At 73.6% G+C, this 26,040-nt stretch carries 16 protein-coding genes; 6 read left to right on the top strand and 10 right to left on the bottom strand.

Annotated elements, in window-relative coordinates; genetic code table 11:
* Positions 1–31: 31 nt before the first annotated feature.
* From K7C98_RS15350 to K7C98_RS15360, 3 genes are all read right to left on the bottom strand, one after another.
* The gene (locus K7C98_RS15350) at positions 32–10,048 is read right to left on the bottom strand and encodes a non-ribosomal peptide synthetase/type I polyketide synthase (protein WP_224192408.1); all 10,017 of its coding nucleotides are present in this window, start codon (positions 10,046–10,048) and stop codon (positions 32–34) included.
* 741 nt (positions 10,049–10,789) lie between these two features.
* On the bottom strand, positions 10,790–12,499 hold the full coding sequence (locus K7C98_RS15355) for a hypothetical protein (protein ID WP_224192409.1): 1,710 nt from the start codon (positions 12,497–12,499) through the stop codon (positions 10,790–10,792).
* 342 nt (positions 12,500–12,841) lie between these two features.
* On the bottom strand, positions 12,842–13,555 hold the full coding sequence (locus K7C98_RS15360) for a hypothetical protein (protein WP_224192410.1): 714 nt from the start codon (positions 13,553–13,555) through the stop codon (positions 12,842–12,844).
* Positions 13,556–13,950: 395 nt separating this feature from the next.
* Between K7C98_RS15360 and K7C98_RS15365 the strand changes: the two genes are divergently transcribed.
* From K7C98_RS15365 to K7C98_RS15390, 6 genes are all read left to right on the top strand, one after another.
* Positions 13,951–14,706: a DUF4388 domain-containing protein gene (locus K7C98_RS15365; protein ID WP_224192411.1), complete on the top strand. Its 756-nt coding sequence runs from the start codon at positions 13,951–13,953 to the stop codon at positions 14,704–14,706.
* Entirely contained in the window at positions 14,703–15,071 is a 369-nt protein-coding gene (locus K7C98_RS15370) for a roadblock/LC7 domain-containing protein (protein WP_224192412.1), read from the top strand. Before K7C98_RS15365 ends, K7C98_RS15370 begins: the two co-directional genes overlap by 4 nt.
* Before the next feature lie 6 nt (positions 15,072–15,077).
* Positions 15,078–15,488, top strand: coding sequence for a hypothetical protein (locus tag K7C98_RS15375; protein ID WP_224192413.1), 411 nt, complete (start codon positions 15,078–15,080; stop codon positions 15,486–15,488).
* Entirely contained in the window at positions 15,485–16,021 is a 537-nt protein-coding gene (locus K7C98_RS15380; protein WP_224192414.1) for a protoglobin domain-containing protein, read from the top strand. Before K7C98_RS15375 ends, K7C98_RS15380 begins: the two co-directional genes overlap by 4 nt.
* A 139-nt stretch (positions 16,022–16,160) precedes the next feature.
* Entirely contained in the window at positions 16,161–16,502 is a 342-nt protein-coding gene (locus K7C98_RS15385; protein WP_224192415.1) for an ArsR/SmtB family transcription factor, read from the top strand.
* A complete protein-coding gene (locus tag K7C98_RS15390) occupies positions 16,499–17,344 on the top strand; it encodes an SRPBCC family protein (RefSeq protein ID WP_224192416.1) in 846 nt (281 codons plus the stop codon). The genes K7C98_RS15385 and K7C98_RS15390 overlap by 4 nt, the downstream gene beginning before the upstream one ends.
* A 101-nt stretch (positions 17,345–17,445) precedes the next feature.
* Here the strand turns inward: K7C98_RS15390 and K7C98_RS15395 are convergent, their stop codons facing one another.
* The 7 genes from K7C98_RS15395 to K7C98_RS15425 all read right to left on the bottom strand — a co-directional run bounded on the left by K7C98_RS15395 (position 17,446) and on the right by K7C98_RS15425 (position 25,987).
* Entirely contained in the window at positions 17,446–17,748 is a 303-nt protein-coding gene (locus tag K7C98_RS15395) for a hypothetical protein (protein ID WP_224192417.1), read from the bottom strand.
* 33 nt (positions 17,749–17,781) lie between these two features.
* Positions 17,782–18,027, bottom strand: coding sequence for a hypothetical protein (locus K7C98_RS15400; protein WP_224192418.1), 246 nt, complete (start codon positions 18,025–18,027; stop codon positions 17,782–17,784).
* Position 18,028: 1 nt separating this feature from the next.
* Positions 18,029–18,352 carry a hypothetical protein gene (locus K7C98_RS15405; protein ID WP_224192419.1) on the bottom strand — a complete coding sequence of 108 codons (324 nt, stop codon included), beginning with the start codon at positions 18,350–18,352 and terminating at the stop codon, positions 18,029–18,031.
* Positions 18,353–18,692: 340 nt separating this feature from the next.
* Positions 18,693–18,905, bottom strand: a complete 213-nt coding sequence (locus tag K7C98_RS15410) for a helix-turn-helix domain-containing protein (RefSeq protein WP_224192420.1) — start codon at positions 18,903–18,905, stop codon at positions 18,693–18,695.
* 1,095 nt (positions 18,906–20,000) lie between these two features.
* A complete protein-coding gene (locus K7C98_RS15415) occupies positions 20,001–21,818 on the bottom strand; it encodes a serine/threonine-protein kinase (protein WP_224192421.1) in 1,818 nt (605 codons plus the stop codon).
* 93 nt (positions 21,819–21,911) lie between these two features.
* On the bottom strand, positions 21,912–22,961 hold the full coding sequence (locus tag K7C98_RS15420) for a hypothetical protein (protein WP_224192422.1): 1,050 nt from the start codon (positions 22,959–22,961) through the stop codon (positions 21,912–21,914).
* Positions 22,962–23,347: 386 nt separating this feature from the next.
* The gene (locus K7C98_RS15425) at positions 23,348–25,987 is read right to left on the bottom strand and encodes a protein kinase domain-containing protein (protein WP_224192423.1); all 2,640 of its coding nucleotides are present in this window, start codon (positions 25,985–25,987) and stop codon (positions 23,348–23,350) included.
* Between the last annotated feature and the right edge of the window lie 53 nt (positions 25,988–26,040).

Raw genomic sequence — 26,040 nt, forward strand, 5'->3', positions numbered from 1 at the left:
CTCCGCTCGCGCCTCCGCCCGCGCGAGCCCCTCAAGCCCCGCTGGCGCGCCGGTGCAGGTCGCGAGCGAGGTGCTGATCGATCAGCCGCGCCAGCGTCTCGACGCGCGGCTCGTCCATCATCGTGAAGTGGTCGCCGGGCGTGCGGTACAGCGAGAACGGCCCCTCCGCCAGGTCGAGCCAGTACATCCCCGCGTGCGTGTCGCGGGCGTCGCGTTGCTCGCTCGCCGCGAAGTACACCACCTCCGCCCCGATCGGCCGCGGCCGGTAGCGCTGCTCCGCCAGGCACGTCGCCAGCACGATCTGCCGCAGCGCCTGGTCCGTCTCCAGCGCCGCCACGAAGCTCTGGTACGACGCCGACTCGCTGGTGGCGAACGCCTCGTGGCTGCGCATGAAGTCGTCGATCGTCTCGATCACGTCGTCGTACACCGCCGGCATCGACGGCGCGTCGAGGATCAGCACCCGCACCGCGTGGCCGCGGGCCTCGAGCTGGCGCGCCACCTCGTACGCCGTGATCCCGCCCGCCGAGTGCCCGCCGACGGTGTAGGGCCCGACTGGTTGTTCGCGCAGGATGTCCTCGACGTAGCGCTCGGCCATCGTCGGCACGTCGTCGATCACCGGTTCGCCGGGGTCGGTGCCCGACGCGCGCACCCCGAAGATCGCCGCGCCGCCGGCGTCGAGGTGGCGCGCCAGCGGCAGGTACGTGTAGACCGTCCCGCCGATCGGCTGGACCAGGAAGAGCGGGCGCGTGCCCGGGCGTCCCGGGCGCAGCGGCACCAGCAGCGAGCGGCGGCGGCCCTCCGTCTGGCCGCCGAGGAGCTCGCGCAGCGACGCCACGAATTCGTCGAAGCGCGGGTGCTCGAGCAGCGCGTGGACCGGCGTCGTCACGCCGAGGATGTCGCGCACGCGGGCGCGGATCTTCACCGCGATCAGCGACGTGCCGCCGAGGTCGAAGAAGTTGTCGCCGGCCTGCACGCTCGTCACGCCCAGGTTCTCGCGCCAGACCTCCGCCACCATCCGCGTCAGCGGGTCGCGCGGCGACTCGGGCGCCGGCGCCTCGTCCACCGCCTCGCTCGCCGGCGGCGGCGTCACCAGCGTCAGCACCGGCGCCGCCGGCCGCAGCTCGAGCGCGTGGCGGGTGCGCGCGAACGGGTACGTCGGCAGCGGCACCTTGCGGCGGCGCTCCCCGGCCGCGAACGCCTGCCAGTCGATCGTCACCCCCGCGCACCACAGCTGGGCCAGCGCCAGCATCAGCGCCTCGAGCTCGCCGCGACCCGAGCGCGGGTGGGCCATCGCCGACACCACCAGCCGCTCGGGGCCGGCGTCCGGGTGATTGCGCATCAGGCTGGCCAGGTGGGCGCCCGGGCCGACCTCCACGCACGCCAGATCGAGGTCGGCGTGCAGCGTCGCCACGCCCTCGGCGAAGCGGACCGTCTCGCGCAGGTGGCGGCCCCAGTACGCCGGGTCGCCGACCTCCGCGCCGATCCACGTCCCGGTCACGCCCGAGATCATGGCGATCTGCGGCGCCGAGAACTCGACCGCGCGGGCGCGCTCGACCAGGCGGCCGACCAGCGGCTGCATCAGCTCCGAGTGCGACGCCGTGGCGATCGGCAGGCGGCGGGCCTCGACGCCGGCCGCGGCCAGCGACGCGACGAACGCCTCGATCGCCGCCGCCTCGCCGGCGACCACGCAGGCCTCGGGCCCGTTGACGGCCGCCAGCGACAGCCCGGGCCGCAGCAGCGCCTGCGCGGCGGCCGGGGCCAGCGGCACCGTGACCATCGCCGCCGGCGGGGCCGCGTCGCACAGCGCCCCGCGCGTGGCCACCAGCGCGACCGCGTCGGCCAGGCGCATCACCCCGGCGATCGCCGCCGCCACGTACTCGCCGAGGCTGTGGCCGAACACCGCCGCCGGGCGCAGGCCCCAGGCCACGAGCAGCCGGGCCAGCGCGTACTCGACCGCGAAGATCGCCGCCATGTTGCGCGACGGCGTCTTCAGCCGCTGCCCCGCCGCCTCGGCCTCGCCGGCCGGCGCGAACATCAGCGCGCGGATGTCCTCGCCGAGCTCGTCGAGGAACAGCTGCGCGCACTCGTCGAGGGCCGCGCGGAACGGCGGCGCGTGGGCGTACAGCTCGCGGCCCATGTCGAGGTGCTGGCTGCCGCCGCCGGGGAACACGAACACCAGCCGGGGCGCGCGGGCGCGCACCTGCCCCGTGACCACCAGGGGGCCTCGCCGGGCCGTCAGGGCCGCCTGGGCCTCGGCCCCCTCGCGGCACACCACCACGCAGCGCGCCGGCGACAGCGCCGCCCGCTGTTGCAGCGTGAACGCGACGTCGGCCACGGGGAGCGTCGGCCGCTCGCGCAAGTACCCGGCCAGCAGCTCGGCCCGCGTCGCCAGGGCGGCGCTCGTACGCGCCGACAGGGGCAACATCTGCCACGGTCGTCCGGGCTCGCTCGGCGCCGGCGCGGGCGCCTGCTCGAGCACCACGTGCGCGTTCGTGCCCCCGACCCCGAACGCGCTCACCCCCGCGCGCCGCGGCCCGCCGCCCGCCGGCCACGCGACCGGGGCCGCGTTGACGAAGAACGGGCTGTCCTGCAGGCGCAGCTCGGGGTTCGGCCGGCGGAAGTGCAGCGTCGGCGGGATCTGGCCGCGCTCGACCGCCAGCGCCGCCTTGATCAGGCCCGCCACCCCGGCGGCCGCGCTGAGGTGGCCCAGGTTGCTCTTGATCGACCCGAGCGCGCACCAGCCGGTGCGCCCGTCCTCGCCGCGGAACACCTGCGACAGCGCCGCGACCTCGATCGGGTCGCCGAGCCGCGTCGCCGTGCCGTGGGCCTCGACCAGCGCCACGCTCGCGGGCGGCACGTCGGCGGCCGCGTAGGCCCGGCGCAGCACGTCGACCTGGCCCTGCAGGCCCGGCGCGGTGTAGCCGACCTTGTCGGCGCCGTCGTTGCCGATCGCCGAGCCGCGGATCACCGCCCGGATCGCGTCGCCGTCGGCCAGCGCGTCGGCCAGGCGCTTCAGCACCACCACCCCGACCCCGCTGGCCGCCACCGTGCCGCCGGCCTCGGCGTCGAAGGGCCGGCAGTGGCCGTCGGGCGACAGGATCGAGCCGTCCTCGTGGACGTGGCCGAGCACCGTCGCCGGGGCCACCGCGGCGCCGCCGGCGAGGGCCACGTCGCACTCGCCCGCGCGCAGGCTCTGGCTGGCCAGGTGCACCGCCACCAGCGACGTCGAGCAGGCCGACAGCACCGTCACCGCCGGGCCGCGCAGGCCGAGCTTGTAGGCCACGCGCGACGTCAGGTTGTCGGGGATGTTGGCCACCCCGCGCTGGAACTCGTCGATCCCGCTGGCGCCGCCGAGCTCGAGCCAGTGGCGCGGCGCGTCGCAGCCGCCGAACACCCCGACCCGCAGCTCGCCGCGCGCCGGATCGCAGCCCGCGTCCTCGAGCGCCGCGAACGCCGACTCGAGGAACACTCGCTGCTGCGGGTCCATCAGCCGCGCCTCCTGCGGGCTGTAGCCGAAGAACGCCGCGTCGAAGCAGAACGCGTCGGCCAGCGCCCCGAAGGCCGGCACGAAGCCCGACGAGCCGCGCAGCGCCGGGTCGACGCCCGCCGCCGCCAGCTCCTCCGCGCCGGCGAATCGGATGCCCTCGACGCCCGCCAGCAGGTTGCGCCACAGCGCCTCGACGTCGCCGGCCCCGGGGAAGCGGCCGGCCATCCCGACGATCGCTATCGCGTCGTCGCCCGCCTCGCTGCGCGCCGCGATCCGTGCACCTGCGACCTCCGTCACGGCGCCCGACAGTCGGCCCGCCAGGCTGCGGATCGTCGGGTGCTGGAACAGCTCGACCATGTCGAGGCGGCGGCCGAACCGCGCCTCGATGGCCGTGCGCACCCGGGCCAGCAGCAGCGAGTGGCCGCCGAGCTCGAAGAACGGCTCATCGAGGCCGACCGCGTCGATCGCCAGCACCTCGCGCCAGATCTCCGCCAGCGCCCGCTCCACCTGCGAGCGCGGCTGCTCCGTCGCCCCCCCCTCGCTCCGAGGGCTCCGCTCGGCCAACGCGCGCACGTCGACCTTGCCGTTCGGCAGCGTCGGGAACGCCTCCACCGCGACCACCGCGGACGGCACCATGTGGGCCGGCAGCCGCGCCTGCGCGAACTCGCGGACCGCCGACTTCAGCGGCCGTCCGGGCGCCCGCGGCACCACGTAGGCCACCAGGTCCTCGCGCGCCACCACCACCGCGTCTTGCACGTCGGGGTGGGCGCGGACCACCGCCTCTACCTCGCCGAGCTCGATGCGGAAGCCGCGGACCTTCACCTGGCGGTCGAGCCGGCCGGCGAACTCGAGCTGCCCGTCGGTCCGCCAGCGCACGCGGTCGCCGGTGCGATAGAGCCTCGCCCCTGCCACCCCGGAGAACGGGTCGGGCACGAAGCGCTCCGCCGTCAGCTCGGGCCGCGCCAGGTAGCCGCGGGCCACCCCCGCGCCGCCGACGTACAGCTCGCCGAACACCCCCACGGGGGCCGGGTTGCCGGCCGGGTCGAGCACGTAGACCTGCACGTCGACCAGCGGCTTGCCGATCGGCGGCGGCCCGTCGCCGGGCTCGCACGGCGCCCACGTCGCGCACACCGTCGCCTCGGTCGGCCCGTAGGCGTTGACGAACCGACGGCCGCGGCCCCACCGGCTCACCAGCTCGGCGCTGCAGGCCTCGCCCGCGGCCACCACGTGCACGAGGTCGGGCAGCGGGTCGTCGCTCATCGCCGCCAGCAGCGACGGCGGCAGCACGCAGATCGACACCCGGTGGGCGCGCAGCAGCTCGCTGAACTCGCGCCCGGGGATCGGCAGCGCCGGCGGCACCAGGCACAGCGTCGCGCCCACGCCCCACGCCAGCAGCAGCTCGAACACGAACGCGTCGAAGCTCAGCGCCGAGAACTGCAGCACCACGCTGTCGGCCGTCAGCCCGAACATCACCCGCTGGGCCCGGGCCAGGTTGACCGCGCTGCGGTGCTCGACCACCACCCCCTTCGGCCGCCCGGTCGAGCCCGACGTGTAGATCACGTACGCCGCCCGCGTCGGGTCGGCGGCGATCGGCCGCGGCTCACTGTCACTTTCACGCTCGTCGCACGCGCCGTCGAGTTCAATCGATGCATGCCCGGCGAACCGCGAGGCCAGCCGCGCGTGCGTCAGCACCAGCCGCGCCCCGCTGTCGGCCAGCATGAACGCCAGCCGCTCCGCCGGGTAGGCCGGGTCGAGCGGCACGAACGCCCCGCCGGCCTTGAGCACCGCGACCACCGCGACGATCAGGTCGAGCGACTTCTCGACGCTGATCGCCACCAGCGACTCGGCGCCGACGCCTCGCGCTCGCAGGCGCCGCGCCAGCGATTCGGCGCGCTGTTCGAGCTCGGCGTACGACAGCCGCGCCTCGCCGATCACCACCGCCGTGCGCTCCGGGTCCGCCGCCGCCGCGCGGCTCACCAGCGCGTGCATCAGTTCCTCCGGCGGGCTCGCCGGCGCCGCCGTCGTGTTCCAGCGGACCACCACATCCTCGCGCTCCTCGGCGGCGAGCAGCGGCACCTGCGACACCCGTCGCTGCGGCCGCTCGAGCGCCCCGCGCAGCAGCGCCAGCAGGTGCCCGCCCATCCGCTCGATCGTCGCGCGCTCGAACAGGTCGGCGCTGTACTCGAGCAGCACCGCCAGCTCGCCGCCCTCCTCGCGCACGTACAGCGTCAGGTCGAAGACCGCCCGCGGCACGTCGGCCTCGACGCTCTCGACCTGCAGCCCCGCGAGCCGGAGGTCGCGCGCCCCGGGCGGCTGCGGCGCGAACCCGACCTGCACCACGGGGTTGTGGCTCAGCGTGCGCTCCGGGCGGAGCTCCTGGACGATGCGGTCGAACGGCACCGCGTCGTGGTCGTACGCGTCGAGCGTGACCCGGCGGACCTGCGTCAGCAGCTGGACGAAGCTCGGGTCGCCGGCGAGGTCGACGCGGATCGGCAGCATGTTGACGAAGAAGCCGACCAGCCCCTCGAGCTCGACCTGGTCGCGGCCCGCGCTCGGCAGGCCGACCACGATCGTCGACTCGCCGGTGTAGCGGTGCAGCAGCGCCGCGAACCCGGCCAGCAGCACCAGCGTGGGCGACAGCCCCGCCGGCGCCCCGAGGCGGCGCAAACCCGCGGTGATCGTCGCGTCGAGCGCCAGCGCGATCGTCCCGCCGCGGAAGCTCTGCGTGTTCGGGCGCGGCCGGTCGGTCGGCAGCGGCAGCAGCCGCGGCGCGTCGGCCAGCGTCTTGCGCCACCACGCGATCGACGCCTGCAGCCCGTCCTGCAGGCGCGCCCGCTCCCACGCCGCGTAGTCGGCGAACTGCAGCCCCAGCGGCGCCAGCGCGGCGCTGGTCCCCCGCCGCTCCGCCTCGTACAGCGCCGCCAGCTCGTCGAGCAGGAGCCGCATCGACCAGCCGTCGATCACGATGTGGTGCAGGTCGAGCAGCAGGAAGTGCTCGTCGTCGGCCAGCTGGATCAGGCACCCGCGGATCAGCGGCCCGCGCGACAGGTCGAACGGCCGCCGCACCTCGCTCGCCAGCCGGCGCTGGAGCTCGAGCGCCCGCAGCTCCTCCGGCAGGCAGCGCAGGTCGAAGCGGCGCAGCGGCACCGCCCCGTCCCTTGCGATCACCTGCCGCGCCTGCCCCTCGACCTCGGCGAAGGTCGTGCGCAGCGACTCGTGGCGGCGGGTCAGCGCGTCGAGGCTGCGCTGCAGCGCCGCCGCGTCGAGCGGCCCGCGCACGCGGAACCCGTGCGGGCAGTTGTAGGCCGTGCTCTCGGGCGCCAGGCGGTGCATGAAGAACAGCCGCTCCTGCGCCAGCGACAGCGGCAGCGGCCCCTCGCGCCGCGCCGGCTCGATCGGCGCCCGGGCCGCCACCGGAGCCCGGCGGGCCCGCACCAATCCTGCCAGCGCCGCCACCGTCGGCCCCGCGTACAGCTGCGCCAGCGGCACCTCGACCGCGAACGTCCGGCGCACCCGCGACAGCACCTGCGTCGCCGTCAGCGAGTGACCGCCGAGGGCGAAGAAGTCGTCGTGCGCCCCGACCCGCTCGACCTTCAGCACGTCCTGCCAGATCCCCGCGATCGACGCCTCGAGCTCCGAGCGCGGCGGCACCGACGTGCTGCTGGCCGTGTCGTCCTCCGGCCGCGGCAGCGCGCGCTTGTCGATCTTCCCGTTCGGCGTCAGCGGCATCGCCGGCAGGGCCACGAACGCCGTCGGGATCATCGCCTCGGTCAGCGACCGGCGCAGGAACACCCGCAGCTCGCTCGCCAGCTCGCCGGCCTCGCCGCCCGTGGCCACGAAGTAGGCCACCAGCCGGCGCTCGCCCGGCGCGTCCTCGCGGGCGACCACCACCGCCTCTTGCACGCGCGGGTGGCGAGAGATCGCCGACAGCACCTCGCCGAGCTCGACGCGGACGCCGCGGATCTTCACCTGATCGTCGCGGCGGCCGAGGTACTCGATGGTGCCGTCGGGTCGCTGGCGCGTGATGTCGCCGGTGCGGTACAGCCGGGCCCCTGGTGCGGCCGAGAACGGGTCGGGCACGAAGCGCTCGGCCGTCAGGTCGGGGCGGTTCCAGTAGCCGCGCGCCAGGCACTCGCCGCCGATGTACAGCTCGCCCGGCACGCCGACCGGGCACAGGTTCATGTGCGGGTCGAGCACGAGCACCCGCGTGTTGGCGATCGGCCGCCCGATCGGCGGGTGCGGCACCCACTGCGCGCGCGACTCGGGCAGCGCGTACGCGGTGACCACGTGGCTCTCCGCCGGCCCGTAGTGATTGTGCAGCGTGCAGCGCGGCAGGCGCTCGAACAGCGCGATCACCGGCGCGGTGAGGTGCATCTGCTCGCCCGACGTCGTCACCTCCTTGAGGCTGCGCAGCACCTCGGGCCGCTCGGCGTACTCCTCCGCCAGCTGCTGCAGCACCACCACCGGCAGGATGACCTTCTCGATCGCCTCCGCCGCGATCGTCGCGCCGAGGCGGGCGACGTCGTGGCGGACCGCCTCGTCGATCATGTGGACCACGCCGCCGGTGCGCCACGCCGTGAACAGCTCGTAGAAGCACAGGTCGAAGCCGAGGGCCGCGAACTGCAGCGTGCGCGCCCCGCCCAGCAATTCGGCTGCGTGCCACTCGATCAGGTTGACCAGCGCCGCGTGCGGCATGCCGATCCCCTTCGGCCGGCCCGTCGAGCCCGACGTGTAGATCACGTACGCGAGGTCGCCGGGGCGCGTGCGCGGCAGCGCGACCGCCGGCGCCTCCGCCTCGACGTCGACCAGCACCGGCTCGGCCCGGCTCGGCGGCAGCGCGGCCGCCAGGCGGGAGCACGTCACCATCGCCACCGCGCCGCTGTCTTCGACGATCCACTGCAACCGCTCCGCCGGGTAGGCCGGGTCGAGCGGCACGTAGGTCCCGCCGGCCAGCAAGATCGCCAGCACCCCGACGGCCAGCTCGAGCGAGCGGTCGAGGAACAGCCCGACCGGCACGTCGGCGTCGACCCCGAGCGCGCGCAGCCGCCAGGCCAGCCGCGTCGCGCGGGCCTGCAGCTCGCGGTACGTCAGGCTGCCGCTCGCGTCGACCACCGCCGGCGCCTCGGGGGTGCGCGCCGCCTGGGCCGCGAAGAACCCGTGCAGGCAATCGGGCCCCGGGTACGCCGCGCCGGTGGCGTTCCACGCGTGCACGATCGTCTGCTGCTCGGCCGGCACCAGCAGCGACAGGCCGGCGATCGGCCGCGCCGGCTCGGCGATCGCCGCGGCCAGCACCATCTCCCAGTGCCCGAGCAGGCGCCGCACCGTGTCGGGCTCGAACAGGTCGCGGTCGTACGCGGCGACCAGCAGCCCCTGGCGCAGGTCGACCGACAGCTCGAGCTCGTGGGCGACGAACCCGAGGTCGAGGGCGACCGCCGACGGCTCAGCGCACGCGCCGTGGAAGTACACCTGACAACCGGGCGCGCGGGTCGTCATCGCCGCGACCAGCGACGCCAGGGCCCCGTGCTCCTGCGCCGTCTCGACCGCCCGGCGGGTGCGCTCCAGCAGCCCCTGGAAGCCGAGCTGCGGCGCGACCGCGACCCGGAGCATCAGGCGATCGGCGACCGGGCCGAGGCCGATCGCCGCCGTCTCGCCGGGCACGCGCGCCTCGACCACCAGCTCCGGCTGACCGGTGTAGCGGTGCAGCAGGGCGAGCAGCCCCGCCAGCGCCAGCGTCACCACGTCGGCGTCGAGCTGCGCCGACGCGGCCGCCATCGCCGCGAACAGCCCGGCCTCGACCCGCCGCGTCAACCTCGCGCCCGCGCGCGCGGGCACCGGCGAGCGCGGCCGATCCACCGGCAGCTCGAGCAACGGCGGCGCGGCGGCGTGCTGCGCCTGCCACCATGCGATGGACCCGCGCGTCCGCGGGCTCTCCAGCGACTCGGCCTGCGCGCGCAAGTGATGCGTATAGCGAGCGGTCACCTGTCCGGCCGTTCGACCGGGGCCATCGACCAGCATTTGCCATTCCTTAAGGAGAGAGGCCGCGTCGCTGTCCGCATCGGCGAGCAGCGCGTGTACGACCATTACTGCGAGGTGCCGGCCCGGGCGCTGGCGGATCAAGTAGATCCGCCAGGGTGGCTCGTGGTGTGGGTCGAGGGGACCACGGGCGGCATCACCGGCGCGGCGCAGCACTTCCTCCTCGTCGAGCTCCCCGCCGTCGAGGCGGACCAGCCGCGGCGAGGCACCCGGCGCGATCACCTGGACCAGCCGCGGTTCGCTGCTGTCCTGCATCTGCTCGCAGAAGGTCGTCCGCAGCAGATCGTGGCGTTCCCCCAGGCGCAACGTCGCCTGCTCGAGCGCGGCCGGGTCGAGGGCCCCGTCGAGCCACGCCCCGGCGCAGCGGTGGTTCGCAGGGGACGGCCCGAACAGCCCCAGGCGCAGCCATACCAGCGCCTGCTCGCACGAAGCTGCGATTGTGTACCCTGCAGCGGTCTTGTCCCTCGGCGACGGGCTGAGGTCCGTGTAGTCAACTCCCGTGTATACATCAGAGCGACGAAGGTGCACATTTCCCCCTTTATGCGCGAACGGCACGTGCTGGAGCGACAACGCGATCGGCAATTCCCCCCGCTCGAGCTCGAATAGGTAGCCTCGAGGGAAATGCCCGCAGTTGTGGAGCCAATAATTTTCTATGTCCCGTGTTGTCGCGGGTATGAATAGATATACACCGCGGCGCAACGCCGCGTAATCAGAATTCGTCTGACCGGACACATGTCCGACGGCGGCGTCGAGAATGACATCCCCTCAATGATGTATCCCAACGCGACTCGTCGCAGAACAACAATGTTACGCGTCGAGGTCGGGCACCGAGGAGATCTCCCGGACAAACAACGATGCCTGACATTCAAGACTCGTGCAGCGAGTGGCAGCACGCGCGTTAGGCACACCCCCGATCCATTGTTCAGCGCGACTCTCACATTCGAGAAAGGTTCGGCATCGCGCATCCTTGGTCATGCACCGGCCTGTCTCCACAATTCGCGCCCTCCAGCAAAACGCCGCGGCACTCCCGCCGGCCCGCTTCGCAGGGGCGCACCTCCCTCGCCCCGACCGCGACGGCCAGCGCGATCTCCACGAATGTTCGGCCGGCTGGAGCGACCCGTCCGAGGCCCGCAGGGCATGCGGGGGCCCCCCGGCAAATCATGTCACCGTGGATCGCCGTGTATACATTCCGGTTCTCACGGCTCGCCGTTCGCAGCCGTCGTCATGTCGACCGTGAAACGACGGATCCGCGGCCGCGGGCCCCCGCGCTCACTCGCTGCTCGGCGGCAAGACGTGAACGACCCCGACGTTGTGCGCCGGGTCCGACACCACGAGCTCCTGCCCGGGCGCGTCGAGGTCGACCAGCAGCGCCCGCATCTCGGGCACGCCGGGGAGCTCGCGTCGCACCGTATAGAGGATGTGTTGCCCGTCCTGCATGAATTCAGCCGACCACACGTCCTCGTCCGACGGCATCGGCGCGTTGACCTGGATCGCCGCGCCGGGGTTCGCCTTGTCGACGAGGAACAGGTCGTTCACCCCGGGGCTCTGCGAGACGGTGTAGAGGATCCGCGAGCCGTCGCCGCTGAACACGATGCTGCCGGGCAGCACGCTCATGGGCGGCAGGGGGCCGCTGAGCTCGACCGGCGCGCCGGGCGGGTCGAGCGGCACCATCCATAGCTCGTCGGAGGCGCCGAGCTCGGGGGAGACGGTGTACAGCGCGTACGAAGGATCGGGCCCGACGGCCGCGCGAGCCACGGAGCCGTTCGCGGCGATCGGCGCGCTCGCCCTGAACGGCTCGCCCGGCGTCGGCCCGCTCGCGTCGGCCGCGAACAACTCCCACGTATTCGGGTGGTCCTCGGCAGCGGCCAGATACAGCGCGAAGCGCCCGTCGGTCGACCACACGAATTGGCCGCCGGCGACGAACCCGGGCACGGTGTGCAGCGGCAGCGTCGGACCCGGCTTGGTGCCGGCCAGGGCGATGAACGACAGCTCGCCGTCCTTGCCCCACAGCACCGCCGAATCGTCGGCGCGTGCCACGTGGCGCCCGCCCACCGGCACGACCGTCTGCGGCGAGCCCGGTGGCTCGCTGGTGATGTCGACCGCCCGCACCCCCGGAAGGTTGGGACCGGGACCGAACGCGAAATACAGGGTGGTGCCGTCCTTGCTGAACCACACCTTGTCGAAGACGTCGTCGAGCGGCGCGTCGCCCGAGACCACCACCGCCGACCCCGCGTCGCCGGGCGCCGTGCCGGCGAGGAACAATTGCAGGACCCCGTCGCCGTCGGGATCGCCGAGGTAGGCGATGCGCGTGTCGTCGGGCGAGAAGTGGTGCGTGAACCCCTGGGTCGCGCCCGGCTGCAACGGCACGCCCCACTCCTCGGGCGTACAGCTCCCGTCGGGCGCGATGGTACAGAGAAACAGCTGCATGCCTCCTCCCGGCCGGGCGAGCAGCATCGCCAGCTTGGCCTCGTCGTGCGAGAAGTTCCAGGGCACGAATTCGGGCGGCAGCTCGGGCGGCATGTCGACCTGCACCGGCGCTCCCGGCACCGGCCCGGACATGTCGACGAGCCACACCTGCTGCCCCTCGGTCGCGTGCCCGAGCGTGTAGTGCATCCACCGCGCGCCGGTCGAGAACCGCACCGAGTTGACGACCCCCCAGCCCTCGGTCAGGGGCTCGTGGATCCGCATCGCCGGCCCGGGCGTGTCGCCGGTGCAATCGACGAAGAACAGCTCGTGCTGGCCGCCCTGCGGCTTCATCGTGGTGTACACCACGCGCGCTCCGCCCTGCACCGGGCCGCCGGTCGTCTCGCTCGTCGTCGCCGTGTCCCCTCCCGTGGTCGGCGCCGTCCCGGTCGTTGTGGTCGGCTCGATCGTCGTCGTCCCCGGATCGGTCGCGGTCTCGGTCGTCGCCGGCTCGGTCGTCCCCGCGGTGTCGTTTGGATCGCCCGGGCCGGCAGGACACGCCGTCGCCAATGCCATGATGCTCAATGCGTAGAGATGTCGCATCTGCGCACGGTAGCCGCCGCCGAGGCTCGTCGCAAGGAAATCCGCACGGACCTGCACGCGAATCGTCGACACCACGTGAGGCCCATCGACGGCAGCTCGCTTCATTCCTCGGCAGTCGGGAGCCCACGCGCCCACGACGCTCGCCGACGCCGCTGCGCTCGCTCGTCCTCCCCACGAACCCGACCCGCCGCGACGAGCCGTCATTCCTGCGACGCCTGCATCATCGTGCTCCTCGCCACAATCATGGGACCACGCGAGCGCTCGCAACGCCCCGAACACGGGGCCGGCAACGGCGGCACTGCATGCGCGCCGCGCTCAAGCGCCGCGCTCGCCGACGTGAACCACGCTGACGACGCTCTGCGCCACCGTCTCGTGCAGCAGCGCCGAGAACATCTCGTAGGCGGCGCGATGGCCGTAGTAGAAGCCGGCCGACCGGCGCTCGTCGATCTCGAACCCGTGGCGCCACAGCACCGCGCCCGTGCCCGCCTGGCGGATCTCGACGTCGAGCTCGCCCGTGAAATGGAGGAAGCTGAACGGCACCCCGACCAGCGCCAGGAACCCCAGCGGGACGATGTTGGTGTGCATGCGCAGGTCGGTGCGGCGGATCGCGCCGTCGATCACGAACATCGCGTCGCCGCCGGAGCGACAGCGGTCGGGCGACGCCGTGACCTCGATCGGCCAGCTCGGTCGCACCTCGCGGATCGACGCCGCCAGCAGATCGGGCAATGCCGTCTCGAGGTCGCCCATGCGCACCTGGTGCCGTCCGCCGTGGACGTCGGCGAAGCGATCGACACGGTGCAGCGTGCCCCCCGTGTAGAACAGATTGGGCCCGGGGATCAGCCCGACCGGCGAAGGGGTCACCAGGCGAGTGTCGCGGTGGTCGGCGAATCGACACACCAGCAGCGAGACGGGCGGACCCGCGGCCTCCGGCAGCGCCGACACGGAGACCGGCGAGTCGAGCAGCGGAGCGAGATGGGTGCTACAGCCCGCCGCCATCAGCGACGCGGCGAGGAGCCGGCGTGGACACATGCGGCAGTGAAACCCGAGTCTTGGCCGCCTATTCCCGGCCGCCACGCCTCGCGCGATCGAGCGCGCCCGCCCGTCCCCGCCCCACAGGCCCGCGGCCCCTGCACGGGCGAGCGACCTCTTTACACTCGAGGTGCACGTCACTCGCGTTCGCGTCGACCCGCCGCCAGCAATCTTTTCACTTGAGGTGCACGACTGACGACTCGCCGTCGCCGCGCGCCGGCACCGCGTCGGCGTCGCGCCCGATGACGCAATGTCAGCACCTCGCGCGGCGATTCGCACGCGCGAGCGAGGCCGCGGGCACGCCCCCGCAACTCTTGCCGGCACGTGGCGCTGGTCAGGCGCACCCACGATGATACAGTGCAGTGCATCGATTGATGGTGACCGGGGGAACTGCGGTGATTGAGCCCATCCGAGCGCTGCGTCCGCGATCTACCGAGCTGCTGCGCGGCGACCTGCGCGACGTCAGCCTCGTCTCGCTGCTGCAATTGGCGCAGGTCGAGGCGGTCAGCGGCTGGCTGCGCGTCGAGGGCCGCGGCGAGATCGCCTTGCTCAAAGGTCATGTGGGCAGCGTCGTCTGCGGCCGCCTGTCCGGCGTCGAGGCCCTGCGGGAGCTCGCGTTCCACGACCGCGGCCGCTTCGTGCTGGCCCGCGGCGAGCCGGCCGGCGACCGCTGCGGCGACAACGTCACCTTCGCGCTGATGGACGCCTACCGCCTGCGCGACGAGTGGAAGCGGCTCGCCGACGCCGTCCTGCGGCGGGTCGACGAGCGCCCGTGGAAGCCCACCGGCGGCCCCTTCGACCCGATCGTGCTCGAGCTCGACGGCCAGCGCACCCTGTCCGAGCTCGTCGATCCGGACCTCGGGATCGCCACCCTCGTGATCGACGCCGCCCTCGACGCCCTGCGGCTCGGCGCGATCGAGCGCGTCCCCGCCGCGCAGCGGCGCCCGCCCGCGCTCGCCGCGGTCGACACCGAGGACATCGACGTCATGGTCGAGCGCGGCCGCGAATTGCTGCGCCGCGGCGACCTCGACGCCGCCGAACAATTGCTGCGCCGCGCGCTGACCCGCCGGCCCGGCGATCGCGTGATTCAACAGAACTTGCGGGCCCTGGCCCGGCGACGCACCGCGACCGACGCGGAGGACCATCGATGAGTCGATCCGAACAGATCAGCAAGCTCCTGCGCCAACTCTCCACCACCACCCCCGACATCGAGGCCGCGGCCGTGGTCGACAACGACGGCCTGATGATCGCCTCGGCCCTGCCGGCCGACGTCGAGGACGACCGCGTCGCCGCCATGAGCGCCGCCTTGCTCGGCATGAGCGAGCGGATCGTCCGCGAGCTCGCGCGCGGCGAGTTCTCGCTCGTCATGGTCCGCGGCTCGCAGGGCTTCACGATCCTCGCGCGCACCGGCGCCGACGCCGTGCTCACCGTCCTCGCCACCGAGGCCGCCAAGCTCGGCCTCGTCTTCCTCGACATCTCGCGCGCGGCGAAGGAGATCGGCCGCCTGCTCGGGTGAGCGTCGATGCCGGGCGTCGAGTCGCAGCTCACCGCGCTCCTGGCCGGCATGAACGGCCGCGGCGGCTATCCGCTGTCCCTCGTGTGCACCGACCAGGGCCTGCTCGTCGCCGCCGCCGGCGAGCCCGCGCGCCGCGACGTCGCGGCCGGGCTCACCGGGCTGTTCGACGACATCGTCACCCGCGCCGTCCGCGACCTCGGCCTCGCCGGCGTCGACGAGCTCACCCTGTGCGAGCCCGACGCCGACCGCTTGGTGATTCGTCCGCTCGCGCGTGACTGCGCGCCGCGCCTGTTCCTCGTCGTCCTCGTCCCCGGCGGCCGCACCTGGCGGCGCCACACCAATCACATCACCCGCAAGCTGCTCGCGCTGCTCGGCCCCTGGCTCACGCGCGACGCGGCGTCCCCGGAGCCTCCATGACCGACACGGCCGCGCTCATGCCCGTCCTCCAGCACCACCTCGGCTTCGACGCCGGCGACGCCGCCCGGCTGCGCGAGCTGGCCCCGCTGTTCGCCGCCCACGGCCCCGTGCTCACCGATCGCTTCTACGCCCGGCTGCACGAAGATCCGGAGCAGGCCGCGCTCATCGCCGGCCGCGTCGACGCGCTCAAGCAGACGCACCTGCGCTGGCTCGGCGAGCTGTTCGCCGGCGAGTACGGCGAGCGCTACTTCGCCGAGCGCTGGCGGATCGGCCTCGCCCACGTGCGCGTCGGCGTGCGCCCGTGGTGGGTCGAGGCCGTCACCAGCTTCCTCCGCTGCGAGGGCGTCGCCCTGATCGAGGCCCACGTCGACGACCCCCAGCGGCGCAGCGACGCCGCCCGCAGCCTGCTGAAGATCCTCGACCTCGACCTCATGATCATCAACCTCGCCTACGCCGACGACCGCGTCGATCGCCTGTGCCGATTCACCGGCATGAGCCGCAAGCTGATCGAGCGCTGCATCGCCCAGGGTTGATCGCCGCGGCCTTCGGGCCCGCATGCTCGAAGAGACAGGTGCCGCGCGACCCTCCGTGGGGGTCACGCGGCGTCACATAGCGGCGATCGCGCATTTATATTCTCTTGCGAGCATATAGACGTCGTGCCATGTTGCGGGCGTGTCCGAGGCCTTCCAAGTCCTGGCCGAGCCGGCGCGCCGGCAGATCCTCGACCTCCTGCGCGAGCGTCCGCGGCTGGTCGGCGAGCTGACCGAGCGGCTCGGCCTGCCGCAGCCGAGCACCTCCAAGCACCTCAAGGCGCTGCGCGAGGCCGGCCTCGTGCGGGTCGGTCGCGACGGCACGCGGCGCTGGTATCGGCTGTGTCCCGAGCCGCTGCGGGCCGTCGAGCAGTGGCTCGCGCCCTATCGCCGCATGTGGGCCGGCAGCTTCGAGGCCCTCGAACGCCACCTCGACGCCATGCCCGACGAACCCGACGACCCCCCTGCGAAGGAGCGCACATGAACGACACCCTGCACATCATCGACGGCCGCACCGTCCTGCGCATCGAGCATCGCCTGCCGCACGCGCCCGCCAAGGTCTGGCGCGCCCTCACCGAGGCCCCGCACCTGCTGGCGTGGTTCCCTGCGGCGATGGCCATCGACCTGCGCGTCGGCGGCGAGATCCGCTTCACCATGGACGACGACGTCAGCACCGGTGTGGTCACCCACCTCGAGCCGCCGCGCGTGTTCGCGTACACGTGGAGCGGCGACCACCTGCGCTGGGAGGTCCACCCCGAACCCTCGGGCTGCCTGCTCGTGCTCGTCCACACCTTCGACGACCGCGCCGGCGCGGCCAGCTTCGCCAGCGGCTGGCACGTGTGCCTCGACGCCCTCGCGGCTTCCCTCGACGGGCGCCCCTTCGTCGCGCCCGACGACACCTGGACCGCCCACGAGGCCTTCATCGCCCGCTTCGGGCTCGCCCAGGGCTCCGCCGTCGCCACCGAGCAGGGCTGGGCGGTCCGCTTCGAGCGCCAGTTCCGTCGCCCCGTCGCCCGGGTCTGGGAGGCCCTGCTCGCGGGCGCCGCGGACCCCGTGGTCGTCGGCGGCCCGCCCCCGCCGGCCGCGACCGTCGGCCTCGCGCCCGCCGGCGCCGTGACCGAGTTCGCGCCGTCCTCTGTCCTCGAGTACAGGTGGCAGCACGACGGGCACCCGGCCGGGCGCGTGCGCTGGCAGATCTCCCAGGGCCCCGGCGGCGCCCGCCTGCAGCTCGAGCACACCGGCCCGCAGGCCCTGGCCGACCTCCGCCCCGCGGCCCTGGCGGCCTGGCAGGACCACATCGAGCGCCTCGCGGTCGCCACGCGCTGAGCTCGATCTGTCCCTTCGGTCACGTCCGGGTGTGGCGCTCGTCCTGTCTTCGTGCAGGTCGAGCGCGGCGCCTGGTGCGGCCGTCGTGGCGCGCCCCGCTCCTACTTGTAGCCGCGCGACAGCAGCCGCTTCGCCGAGGCGTCGAACGAGGCCTGCGGCGGCACCTCGAACTCGAACGCGTCGGCCAGGCGGGTGATCACGTTGAACGCGAACGCGACCATCAGCGCGTCGATCACACCCTGCCGCGACACGCCGGCCGCCAGCACCGGCTCGACGTCGGCCGGCCCGAGCGCCTCGCGGGCGCGGGTCACCTTCGTCAGCAGCCGCAGCGTCGCCTTGACCTTCTCGGGCAGCTCGGCGGCGTCGGGGTCGGCCAGCGCCGCCGCGACCGTGCCGTCGCCCATCACCTTCGACGCGACCGCGCCGTGGGCCCGCGTTCAGAACTCGCACTCGTTCTTCTTCGACACCCAGGCGGCGAACAGCTCGCGCTCGCCGATCGACCAATCCGACGGCCCGCGCATCACCTCCTGGAACACCGCGCCCATCGGCGCGCCGAACATGTCCGGCCGGTAGCGCAGCGTGCGGACCACGTCGGGCGCCCGGTGGCCGCTGAGCACGCGCATGAGGGCCAGCATCAGCTGCTCGCGGAGCGCCCGCGGCGACTCGATCGACGGGATCCGCATGTCAGCCCCCTCGCTTCTCCAGCGCCGCCGCCAGCGCCGCCATCGCCGCGTCGTACTGCCGCGTCGCCTCGCCGACCGCGGTCGCCACCGTCAGCTCGAAGATCGCGTCGTCGTCGAGCCCGGCCTGGCGCACCGCCCTCACCATCTCGTCGTCGACGCGGTAGGCGTTGCGCTGCACCGTCGCCACGTACTCGGCGATCGCCCCCGGCGCGCCCTCGCCGTCGTAGGCGCGGCGTCGCGTCGCACGGTCGGTCACGCCGTCGCGGTCGAGGATCGCCTGCCGGACCCCCGCGCGCAGCTCGCTGAAACGATCACCCTCATCCATACGCCGAGGATGCCACAAACCACCGTCGCTCGCCCCCCCGGCAGACAACGCTGAGGGACCGCGTTGCGCCCATGTGCGGGCGATCGCCCTGCCGGCGCGAGCCGCTCCGCCGCTCCGGGGATCCCCCGGGCCTTGCGGAGCGCGCTCGCGCCCACGGCGACCTTCTGAACATCAGGACATGTACTGAAGAGCAGGCGACGGTCGACGCCGGGAGCTGCTCGCGGGCGAGGTTCGGCGCGTCACGGGGAGACCCGGTCGCGGCCGCGGAGCGGCGCCCGTCGAGAGCGCCGCGGAGCCGGTCCGCGCGGCCAGGGGGTCGCCCTGGACCGCGGCCGTCGTCTCAGCTCGTGTGCGCCGACGCCGACGCCGACACCGCGGCGGACTCACCGCCGCGTCGCGGCCACTCGAGGCCCAGCTTGATGATCCGGCGCTTGAGCGCGTGACGGGTGATGCCGAGGAGGGCGGCCGCGCCGACGATGTTACCGGCGGTGGTGAGGGCCTCGTTGCAGAGGCGGCGTTCGGCGTTCTCGAGGTTGAAGTCTTCCAAAATCATCTGTGGCAAGGTCCGTACTCCGTGACGATGTGTATATCGCAACGGAGTGTTCTCGCGCGGATCAAGCGGAGCCGCGGCGGCAACTCACGACGGGCCGCGAGCGCCGTCCGCGGGCAGACGAGCCGGCTCCGCGAGCCCCGAGGTCGTCGCGCCGATCGCCGGCCGACGGCCCTCTACGCGGCCTCAGGAGCCACTTTCGCGAAGATTCATCGCCCTGCGCGACGGTCCGATCGCGGTCCTCCGTCGACCACGAGATCGGTCGAGCCCTCATCGACGAACTATGGCGACACGCGCGATTATGAGCGATTCGATTCGGGTCTGACACCGGCGACAGGAACCCGTGGATCGACGACCTCAGCGGCGCCCGGAAGACCCCGCAGCGGCCGTCCTCGCCGCGTCGCGGTCTCGTGTTCGTAGGCCCGCGATCGCGGCGATCACGATTGTGTGCACTGCACAGACGACGCCCCCGGGAGCACCCGCGATCGCCGGTGCGGACGTCGCCGCGAGGCCCGATCGCCGCAGGGCCCCGGCGGCCGCAGCCGTCGCCGCTCGCCGGCGGATCTGCGCGCGAATGCGCTCTCAGCCGCACCGCTCTGCGAACGGCGTTCGATTCGACGCTCCCCGCCGGCAGCCGGGCCGGTCGAGCTCGCCCGCGTGATCGGCTCGCTGCGCGCGCACGGCGTCGTCGTATCGTCGCGGTCGACCGCCCCCGCAGCGACGAGGCTGCACCGGCAGCGGAGCGCCCCGTCCGCTCACGAGTCGAACGGGACGGTGGCGACCCGCACGAGTCCGAGGCGCCGCTGTTCATGCTCCGCTCGTCTGTCCCGAGATGCCGACGCCCCACCCGGCGCCTCCGTCGCGCGGCTGACGTGGACCTCGCAGCGACAGCGGGCTCGCCGGCGATTGGACGTCGGCCGCCTCATCGACTCGACGCATTCGCATGGAACAGCCCGATATTTTTCCCCGGCGCCGCCCTCGCCCTGGCACGAATCCTCACTCCTCACAAATGGGCACACGCTCGACCGATCCATTCACCACAGATGCACAAGTGAGCCGACCGGCTCACATCAGACATGTCCTGGAGGACATGCCCGATCAGTCCTCTCCGCGCGACAGCGCCGCCTGCGGGGCGGGCATGCTGCCGAACAACGCCTGCGTGCGCAGGTTGGCGTCGACGTCGGCCAGCAGCGTCTCGAGCGACTCCTGCGCCTGCCTGAAATAATAGGCGTAGGCGACATGGTTGAGCTTGTAGAGGCCGGTGTACGTCGTGACGGCCACGCCGAGGGTGCCGAGCGCGGCGAAGATCGGGAGCAGCGTCAAGAACATGGCCACGCCGGCGGCCACGCCGGCGATCGTGGTCATGCTGCCCACCCACCCATAGAACAGCTTGCGGCCGAACGCGATCGTCTCGTGCAGCTCGGCGGTCACCGTGCACTCGATCGCGTCGCGGCCGCGGCGCTGCATCGTCAAGCGGACCTGACGGATCCCCAGCACGTACATGTAATAAGGGAAGCCGCCGACGGCGGACCCGTCGGCGTTGAAGGTGAACTTCGGCACGCGGAACGTCACCGCGCCGCCGTCGAGCGGGTGCGGGCCGACGGCGTCGAGCAGGCGCAGGTTGTACGGGCTCGCCTGCCACACGTGCGCGAGCGCGTCGAGCACGGCCTTCGCCGGGGCCCGGAACACCCGCGAGGCGACCAGCTGGCGCACGTCCTTGCCGAACAGGCGCACCGCCCAGCGGCCCTCCGCGGCCGCCGAGACCTTCGGGACCGCGAGCGCGCCGCCGGCGGGCAGCTCGGCGGCGGCCATCGCCACGAACTCGGGGGCGATGCCCGCCTCGGCCGCCGCGGCCTGGACCTCCGACACGCGCAGCGCGCTCGCGGTCGTCGGGGTCGGCGAGGTCTCGGCCCGCGAGCGCTCCTCGACGCGGCGGGCGGCGTCGGCCTGGAGCTGGGCGGCGCGCTGGAGCACCGCGGAGACCTGGCGTTCGTCGAGCAGGAGGTCGCCGCCGGTGTGCGCGGGGACGCCGGCGAGCTCGCCCTCGACGGCGGCGAGCGCCTCGGCGAGCGCCTCGCCGGACGACCAGCGCGCGTCGGGCTCCTTGGTGAGGCAGCGATCGATCGCCGCGGCGAGGCTCGCGGGGACCTCGGGGGCGAGCGTACGCAGCGGCGGGGCCGGCTCGGTCGCGTGCTTGACGAGCACCGTCGGCGTCGCCGCACCCTCGAACGGGTGCTGACCCGCGAGCAGCCAATAGCCGACGACGCCGAGCGAGTAGAGGTCGCTGCGCCCGTCGAGCTCGCGCCCGAGGATCTGCTCGGGGCTCATGTACGTCGCGGTGCCGACCATGTGGTCGTCGCCGGTCAGCCGCGACGCCTGGGCCTCGAACGCGATCCCGAAGTCGGTGACGAGCACGCGGCCGGTCGCGCGCTCGACGAGGATGTTCTCCGGCTTGATGTCGCGGTGCACCACGCCCCGCGCGTGCGCGTAGGCCAGCGCCCACGCGACCTCGCGGAGCAGCCGCACCACCTCGCGCGCCGTCGGTCGGCCGCGGCTCTGCACGCGCTCGGTGAGCGTCTCACCGTCGACGTACGGCATCGTGAAGTACGCGAACGCGCCGGCCTCGTCGGCGTGGAGGACCGGCACGATGTTCGGGTGCGACAGCTTCGCCGCCGTCTTCGCCTCGCGGAGGAACCGCTGGCGGTGCGCCGCGTCGGCGGCCCGCTCGCGCGGCAGCACCTTGACCGCGACCGGCCGCTCGAGCCGGAGGTCGCGCGCGAGCAGCACGACGCCCATGCCGCCGCGCCCGAGCTCGCGCTCGATCGCGTACTCGCGCCCGAGGACCGTGGCGAGCTCCGCGAGCTCCGCGTCGTCGAAGCGCGCGCCGGGCTGGGTCGGGGCGGTGGCGAGGCTCATCGCCCCGGATGCTATCAGACCAGGTTGCCGTGATGGCCGGCGAATTCCTCGAAGACGCGGGCCTCCTCGCCCGTGCGTTCGGCGCGACGGCGGCTAGTTCGCCATCTTGATGCTCGAGATGTTGTCGTTGAGGCCCTCGGTCAGGAAGCCGTCGCCCGGGAGCGAATCGACGAGCGTGTGCGGCGGCAGCTCGATGCCCCCCTGCGAGAACGACGGGTGCCAGTAGGCGGTCAGCCGGCGCGCGCTGTTGTTGCGCATCGACGAGATGCTGTCGTTCTCGATGCCCATGCTCTCCGCGTTCGCGTACGACTCGTCGCTCGGCAGCACCACACAGTCGCCCTGGCCGCGCGGGTTCTCGAACAGCGCGATCTCTCCCTCGCGGAGGTCGTCGCACAGCTGCGAGCGTTTGGCCGGCTCGACGCGGATCGACGAGATCCTGTCGTTGAAGCCGCCGAGCTCCGCGGCCGCCGTCCCGGGCGCGTAGGCGTTCCAGTCGCCGGCGAACACCGGGTCCTTGAACACGCGGGCCCGGACCTCGCTGCCCACCTTCACCGAACTGATCGCGTCGTTGCCGACCAGGAAGTTGCCCGCGTAGGGGTAGAAGCCCGGCACCAGCACCGCGCAGCTGCCGGCGAAGTTCTTGTCGCGGTAGACGAGCACCTCGTGCGGCAGAGGATTGCGCGCGCAGTTGGTCGAGCTCCCCGAGAGGATCGAGTGCGGCCAGCCCTTCACCTCGGGCGTCGGCGAGGGCGTCGTCGGCCTCACCCCCGGGTGCATCACCCCGCCGTCCTTCGGGATGTTGACCCCGGGCTTGATGCCCGGGCCTGCGGACGCCGCCGGCGGCGTTATCGGCGTCACGAGGTGCTCCAGCATGCCGCCGTCCTTCGGGATGTCGGCGCCGGGCTTGACGCCCTGGCCCGCCGGACCCGGCGACGTCGGGGTCGCGCCCGGGTTCGACGCGCCGGCGTCCTTCGGCGCCTTGACCCCGGGCCGCGGGCCCTTGCTCCCCGGCGCCGGCGGGGGCGTCGTCGGCGTCACGCCCGGCTCCACCGCGCCGGCGTCCTTCGGCACCTTGGCGCCGAGCTTGGGCCCCGCCGACGCCGGCGAGGCGCCGACCACAGCGGCGGCGAGGAGGAGCAGCACGGGAGCAGCGCACCGATCGAACCGGACCATCGTCGAATCTCCTGAGGCGATTGTCGAGACACGCCAGGGTACCGCAAGCCGCGAGACCGCCGGCGCCGACAGAACCGCGCAATGCTCCGTGCCGGCGTTTCAGGCCCCGCAGCGGCCGCGGGCGACCCACGTGAGCGCCCTCGGGGACGCGCCACCTCGCCGCCCGGCGGGCGTTCGCACGCGCTCGCGCGGGCGCGCTCGCGCGGAGCCGCCGGCGAATACCGACAGGACGTCGGCCGCGCCCGTCGGGGATCGATCGCCGCGCTGGTGTGCATGCGCGATGCAACATGTCTCGAGGGTCATCATGTCAATCATCGCGTCCGCCCACGCCTGCACCGACGACCCCGCCGGGCGCCTCACTGCGTCGGACGGTGCGCTCGTTTGCCCGGACGTCGGGGCGCGGCCAACCACGCGTCGAGCTCGGCCAGCGAATTGCTGGTCCTGGCATCGGCCGCGAGGGCCGGCCGCGCCGCGCGGGCCAGCTCGAGCGCGCGGCGCGACTGCCCCAGGTCCGCGACGACCTTGGCCAGCGAGAACTGCACCTCGGCCCGCGTGGTCGGGTCGCCGGAGGCGCTGCGCGTGAGCGCCTCCGCGAGCGCGGCGTGGGCCGGCTCGAGCTCACCGCGGGCGTGGTGCACCGCGCCGAGCAGGGACAGCGGCTCCACCAGCAGCGGGCTGTCCGCGCCGTGGACCCGGCGATACACCGCGAGCGCCTGCTCGCACGCCGAGGCGGCGCGCTCGAACTCCGACAGCGTCGACAACACCCGGCAACGGACGAGCTGCGCCTCGCCGCTCTCCAGGTGCTCGGCCCCGAGGGACGCCTCGAGGTCGGCGGCGGCCCGGTCGGCCTTGTCGAGCGCGAGGCGTCCGAGGCGCTCGCGCTCGCCGGGTGCGTCTGCCGCCCTGGCCTGGTCGAGGACCCCGCTGGCCCAATCTCGCAAATAGGACGCGGTCAGCACGTGGTGCTCCCCGTGCAGCCGGACCGCCATCTCGTGGGCGCGCCGCTGGTAGTCCTCGCCGGCCTCCCACGCGCCCAGCTTCTGCGCGCAAGCGCCGAGCAAGCTCAAGGTCCCCACGATCGCGTCGTGATCACCGACCAGCGTCCGGTCCCACACCGCGAGGGCGCGCTCGAGCCGGTCGCGCGCCCCGGCGGCGTCTTGCTTGTAGAGCAGCGCCTGCGCCTCGACCCGCAACAGCGAGGCCGCGAGGACCGGCATCTGCAGCCGCTCGACGATCGGCCGCGCTCGCGCCGCGTACACCAGCGCCGCGTCGGGCTCCTCGAACCCGACGCCGACCACCATGACCAGGTTCCCGAGCACCTGCGCCCGGCGGATGTCGTCGCCGGACGCCTCGGCGAGCTCCGCCGCGGCCTCGAGCCGCGCCCGCGTCCCCGCGAGATCACCTGACTGCAAGAGCAGGTCGGCCTCGTCGTTCAGCGCCGCGGCCTCGAGCGGCAGGTAGCCCACCCGCCGCGCCGTCGCCTGCACCGCCCGCACCGACGCCAGCGCGGCGTCGAATCGAGCCTCGTCTTCGGCCATGGCGAGGGCCGCGCGGAGCTCCTTGCGCGCGCGCGCGACCTCCTCGCGCACCGCCGGATCGGGGCTCGGCAACAGCGTGATCGGGACATCGGCCGCGCACCGCTCCGGCGACTTGAGGCCGTACGACAGCCACTCGAGCTGCTGCAGGACGGAGCGCTCCACATCCCCCGTCCTGGTGAAGTACTCCGCGAACTCGCCGAACCCCTCCTCGAGGCACGCGATCCGGCGCGCCGCGATCGCCCGGTCCTCGCTCCCGTCGCGACAGAGCTCCGTGCGCATCTCGACCCAGCGGCGCGCGTGCTCGTCGAGGCGGGCCTCCAGTCGCTCGCTCAGGAGCTCGCCCCGCGCGAGGCCGCTGCGGATCACGGCCTCGCGCAGTCGTTGCTTCTGCGCCGGGTTCCACAGCCCGTCCATGCGCACCCGCGGCTCGTCGCATGGATCGCTCGCGGCGACGACCGGCGGCTGCGGTGCTCCGGGGATCGCCCACGCCAGCACCAGCACGACGACCGCCGCGAACGCGAGGAGCCCGGCGACGCGCGGCCAGCGGCGCTCGGTCGCGCGCGCCAGCGCCACCACGAGCGCGTCCATCGACGGGTAGCGGTCGGCCGGCTGCACGGCGAGGCCGCGGCGGACGATCTTCTCGAGCCGGCGTGGCACCCGCCCGAGGCACTCCTTCAGGGTCAGGCAGAACGCGTATTGATCGCTCGCCGCCGTCGGCTCGCCGCCCGCACGCAGCTCGGGCGCCATGTAGCCCGGCGTACCGGCCCTCCCGCTCTCGGGGCTGGTCGGCCAGAGCGGCGCGCTCGGATCCGTCGTCGCCCGGGCCAGCCCGAAGTCGGTCACCTGCACGCTGCCGTCCTCGCCGACCAGGATGTTGTCCGGCTTGACGTCGCGGTGGAGCACGCCGGCCCGGTGCGAGGCCGCGAGGCCGCGAGCCGCTCCCAGACACAGCGTCGCGACCTCGCGCCAGTCGGGCCGCTTGCGCGCGCAGTGCTGCCGCAGGGTGCTGCCGCGGACGAGCGCCATCGCCACGAACAGCTCGTCGCCCGACTCGCCGGCGTCGAACACGGTGAGGACGTTGGGGTGCGACAGCCGGGCCATCGCTCGCGCCTCGCGCAGCAGCCGCTCGCGATCGGCCGGGCGGACATCGAGCGCGTGGATGAGCTTGACCGCGACCTCGCGGTCGAGGACCGGGTCGTGGGCGCGATAGACGAGCCCCATCCCGCCCGAGCCGAGGAGATCGGCGAGGGTGTAACGACCGATCACCACGCCGGTCATGGGGTCTGCGCTGCGGTCGTCCTCGACCCGGACGCCCACCTGACTGCGCGCCAGCCCGGCGAGCAGCACCCGACAATCCGTACACGCCTCGAGGTGAGCGTCGACGGCGGCGCGCTCGGCCGCGCCAAGATCGCCCTCGAGATACGCCGAGATTGTCTCTTCTTCCGGACAGCCGTCCAACGCGCGCAATGTCGTCGAGGTCGACGCGGGGAGTCAACCGCCGCCGATGCCGC

The organism is Nannocystis pusilla (assembly GCF_020073745.1).
GTDB classification, from domain to species: domain Bacteria; phylum Myxococcota_A; class Polyangia; order Nannocystales; family Nannocystaceae; genus Nannocystis; species Nannocystis radixulma.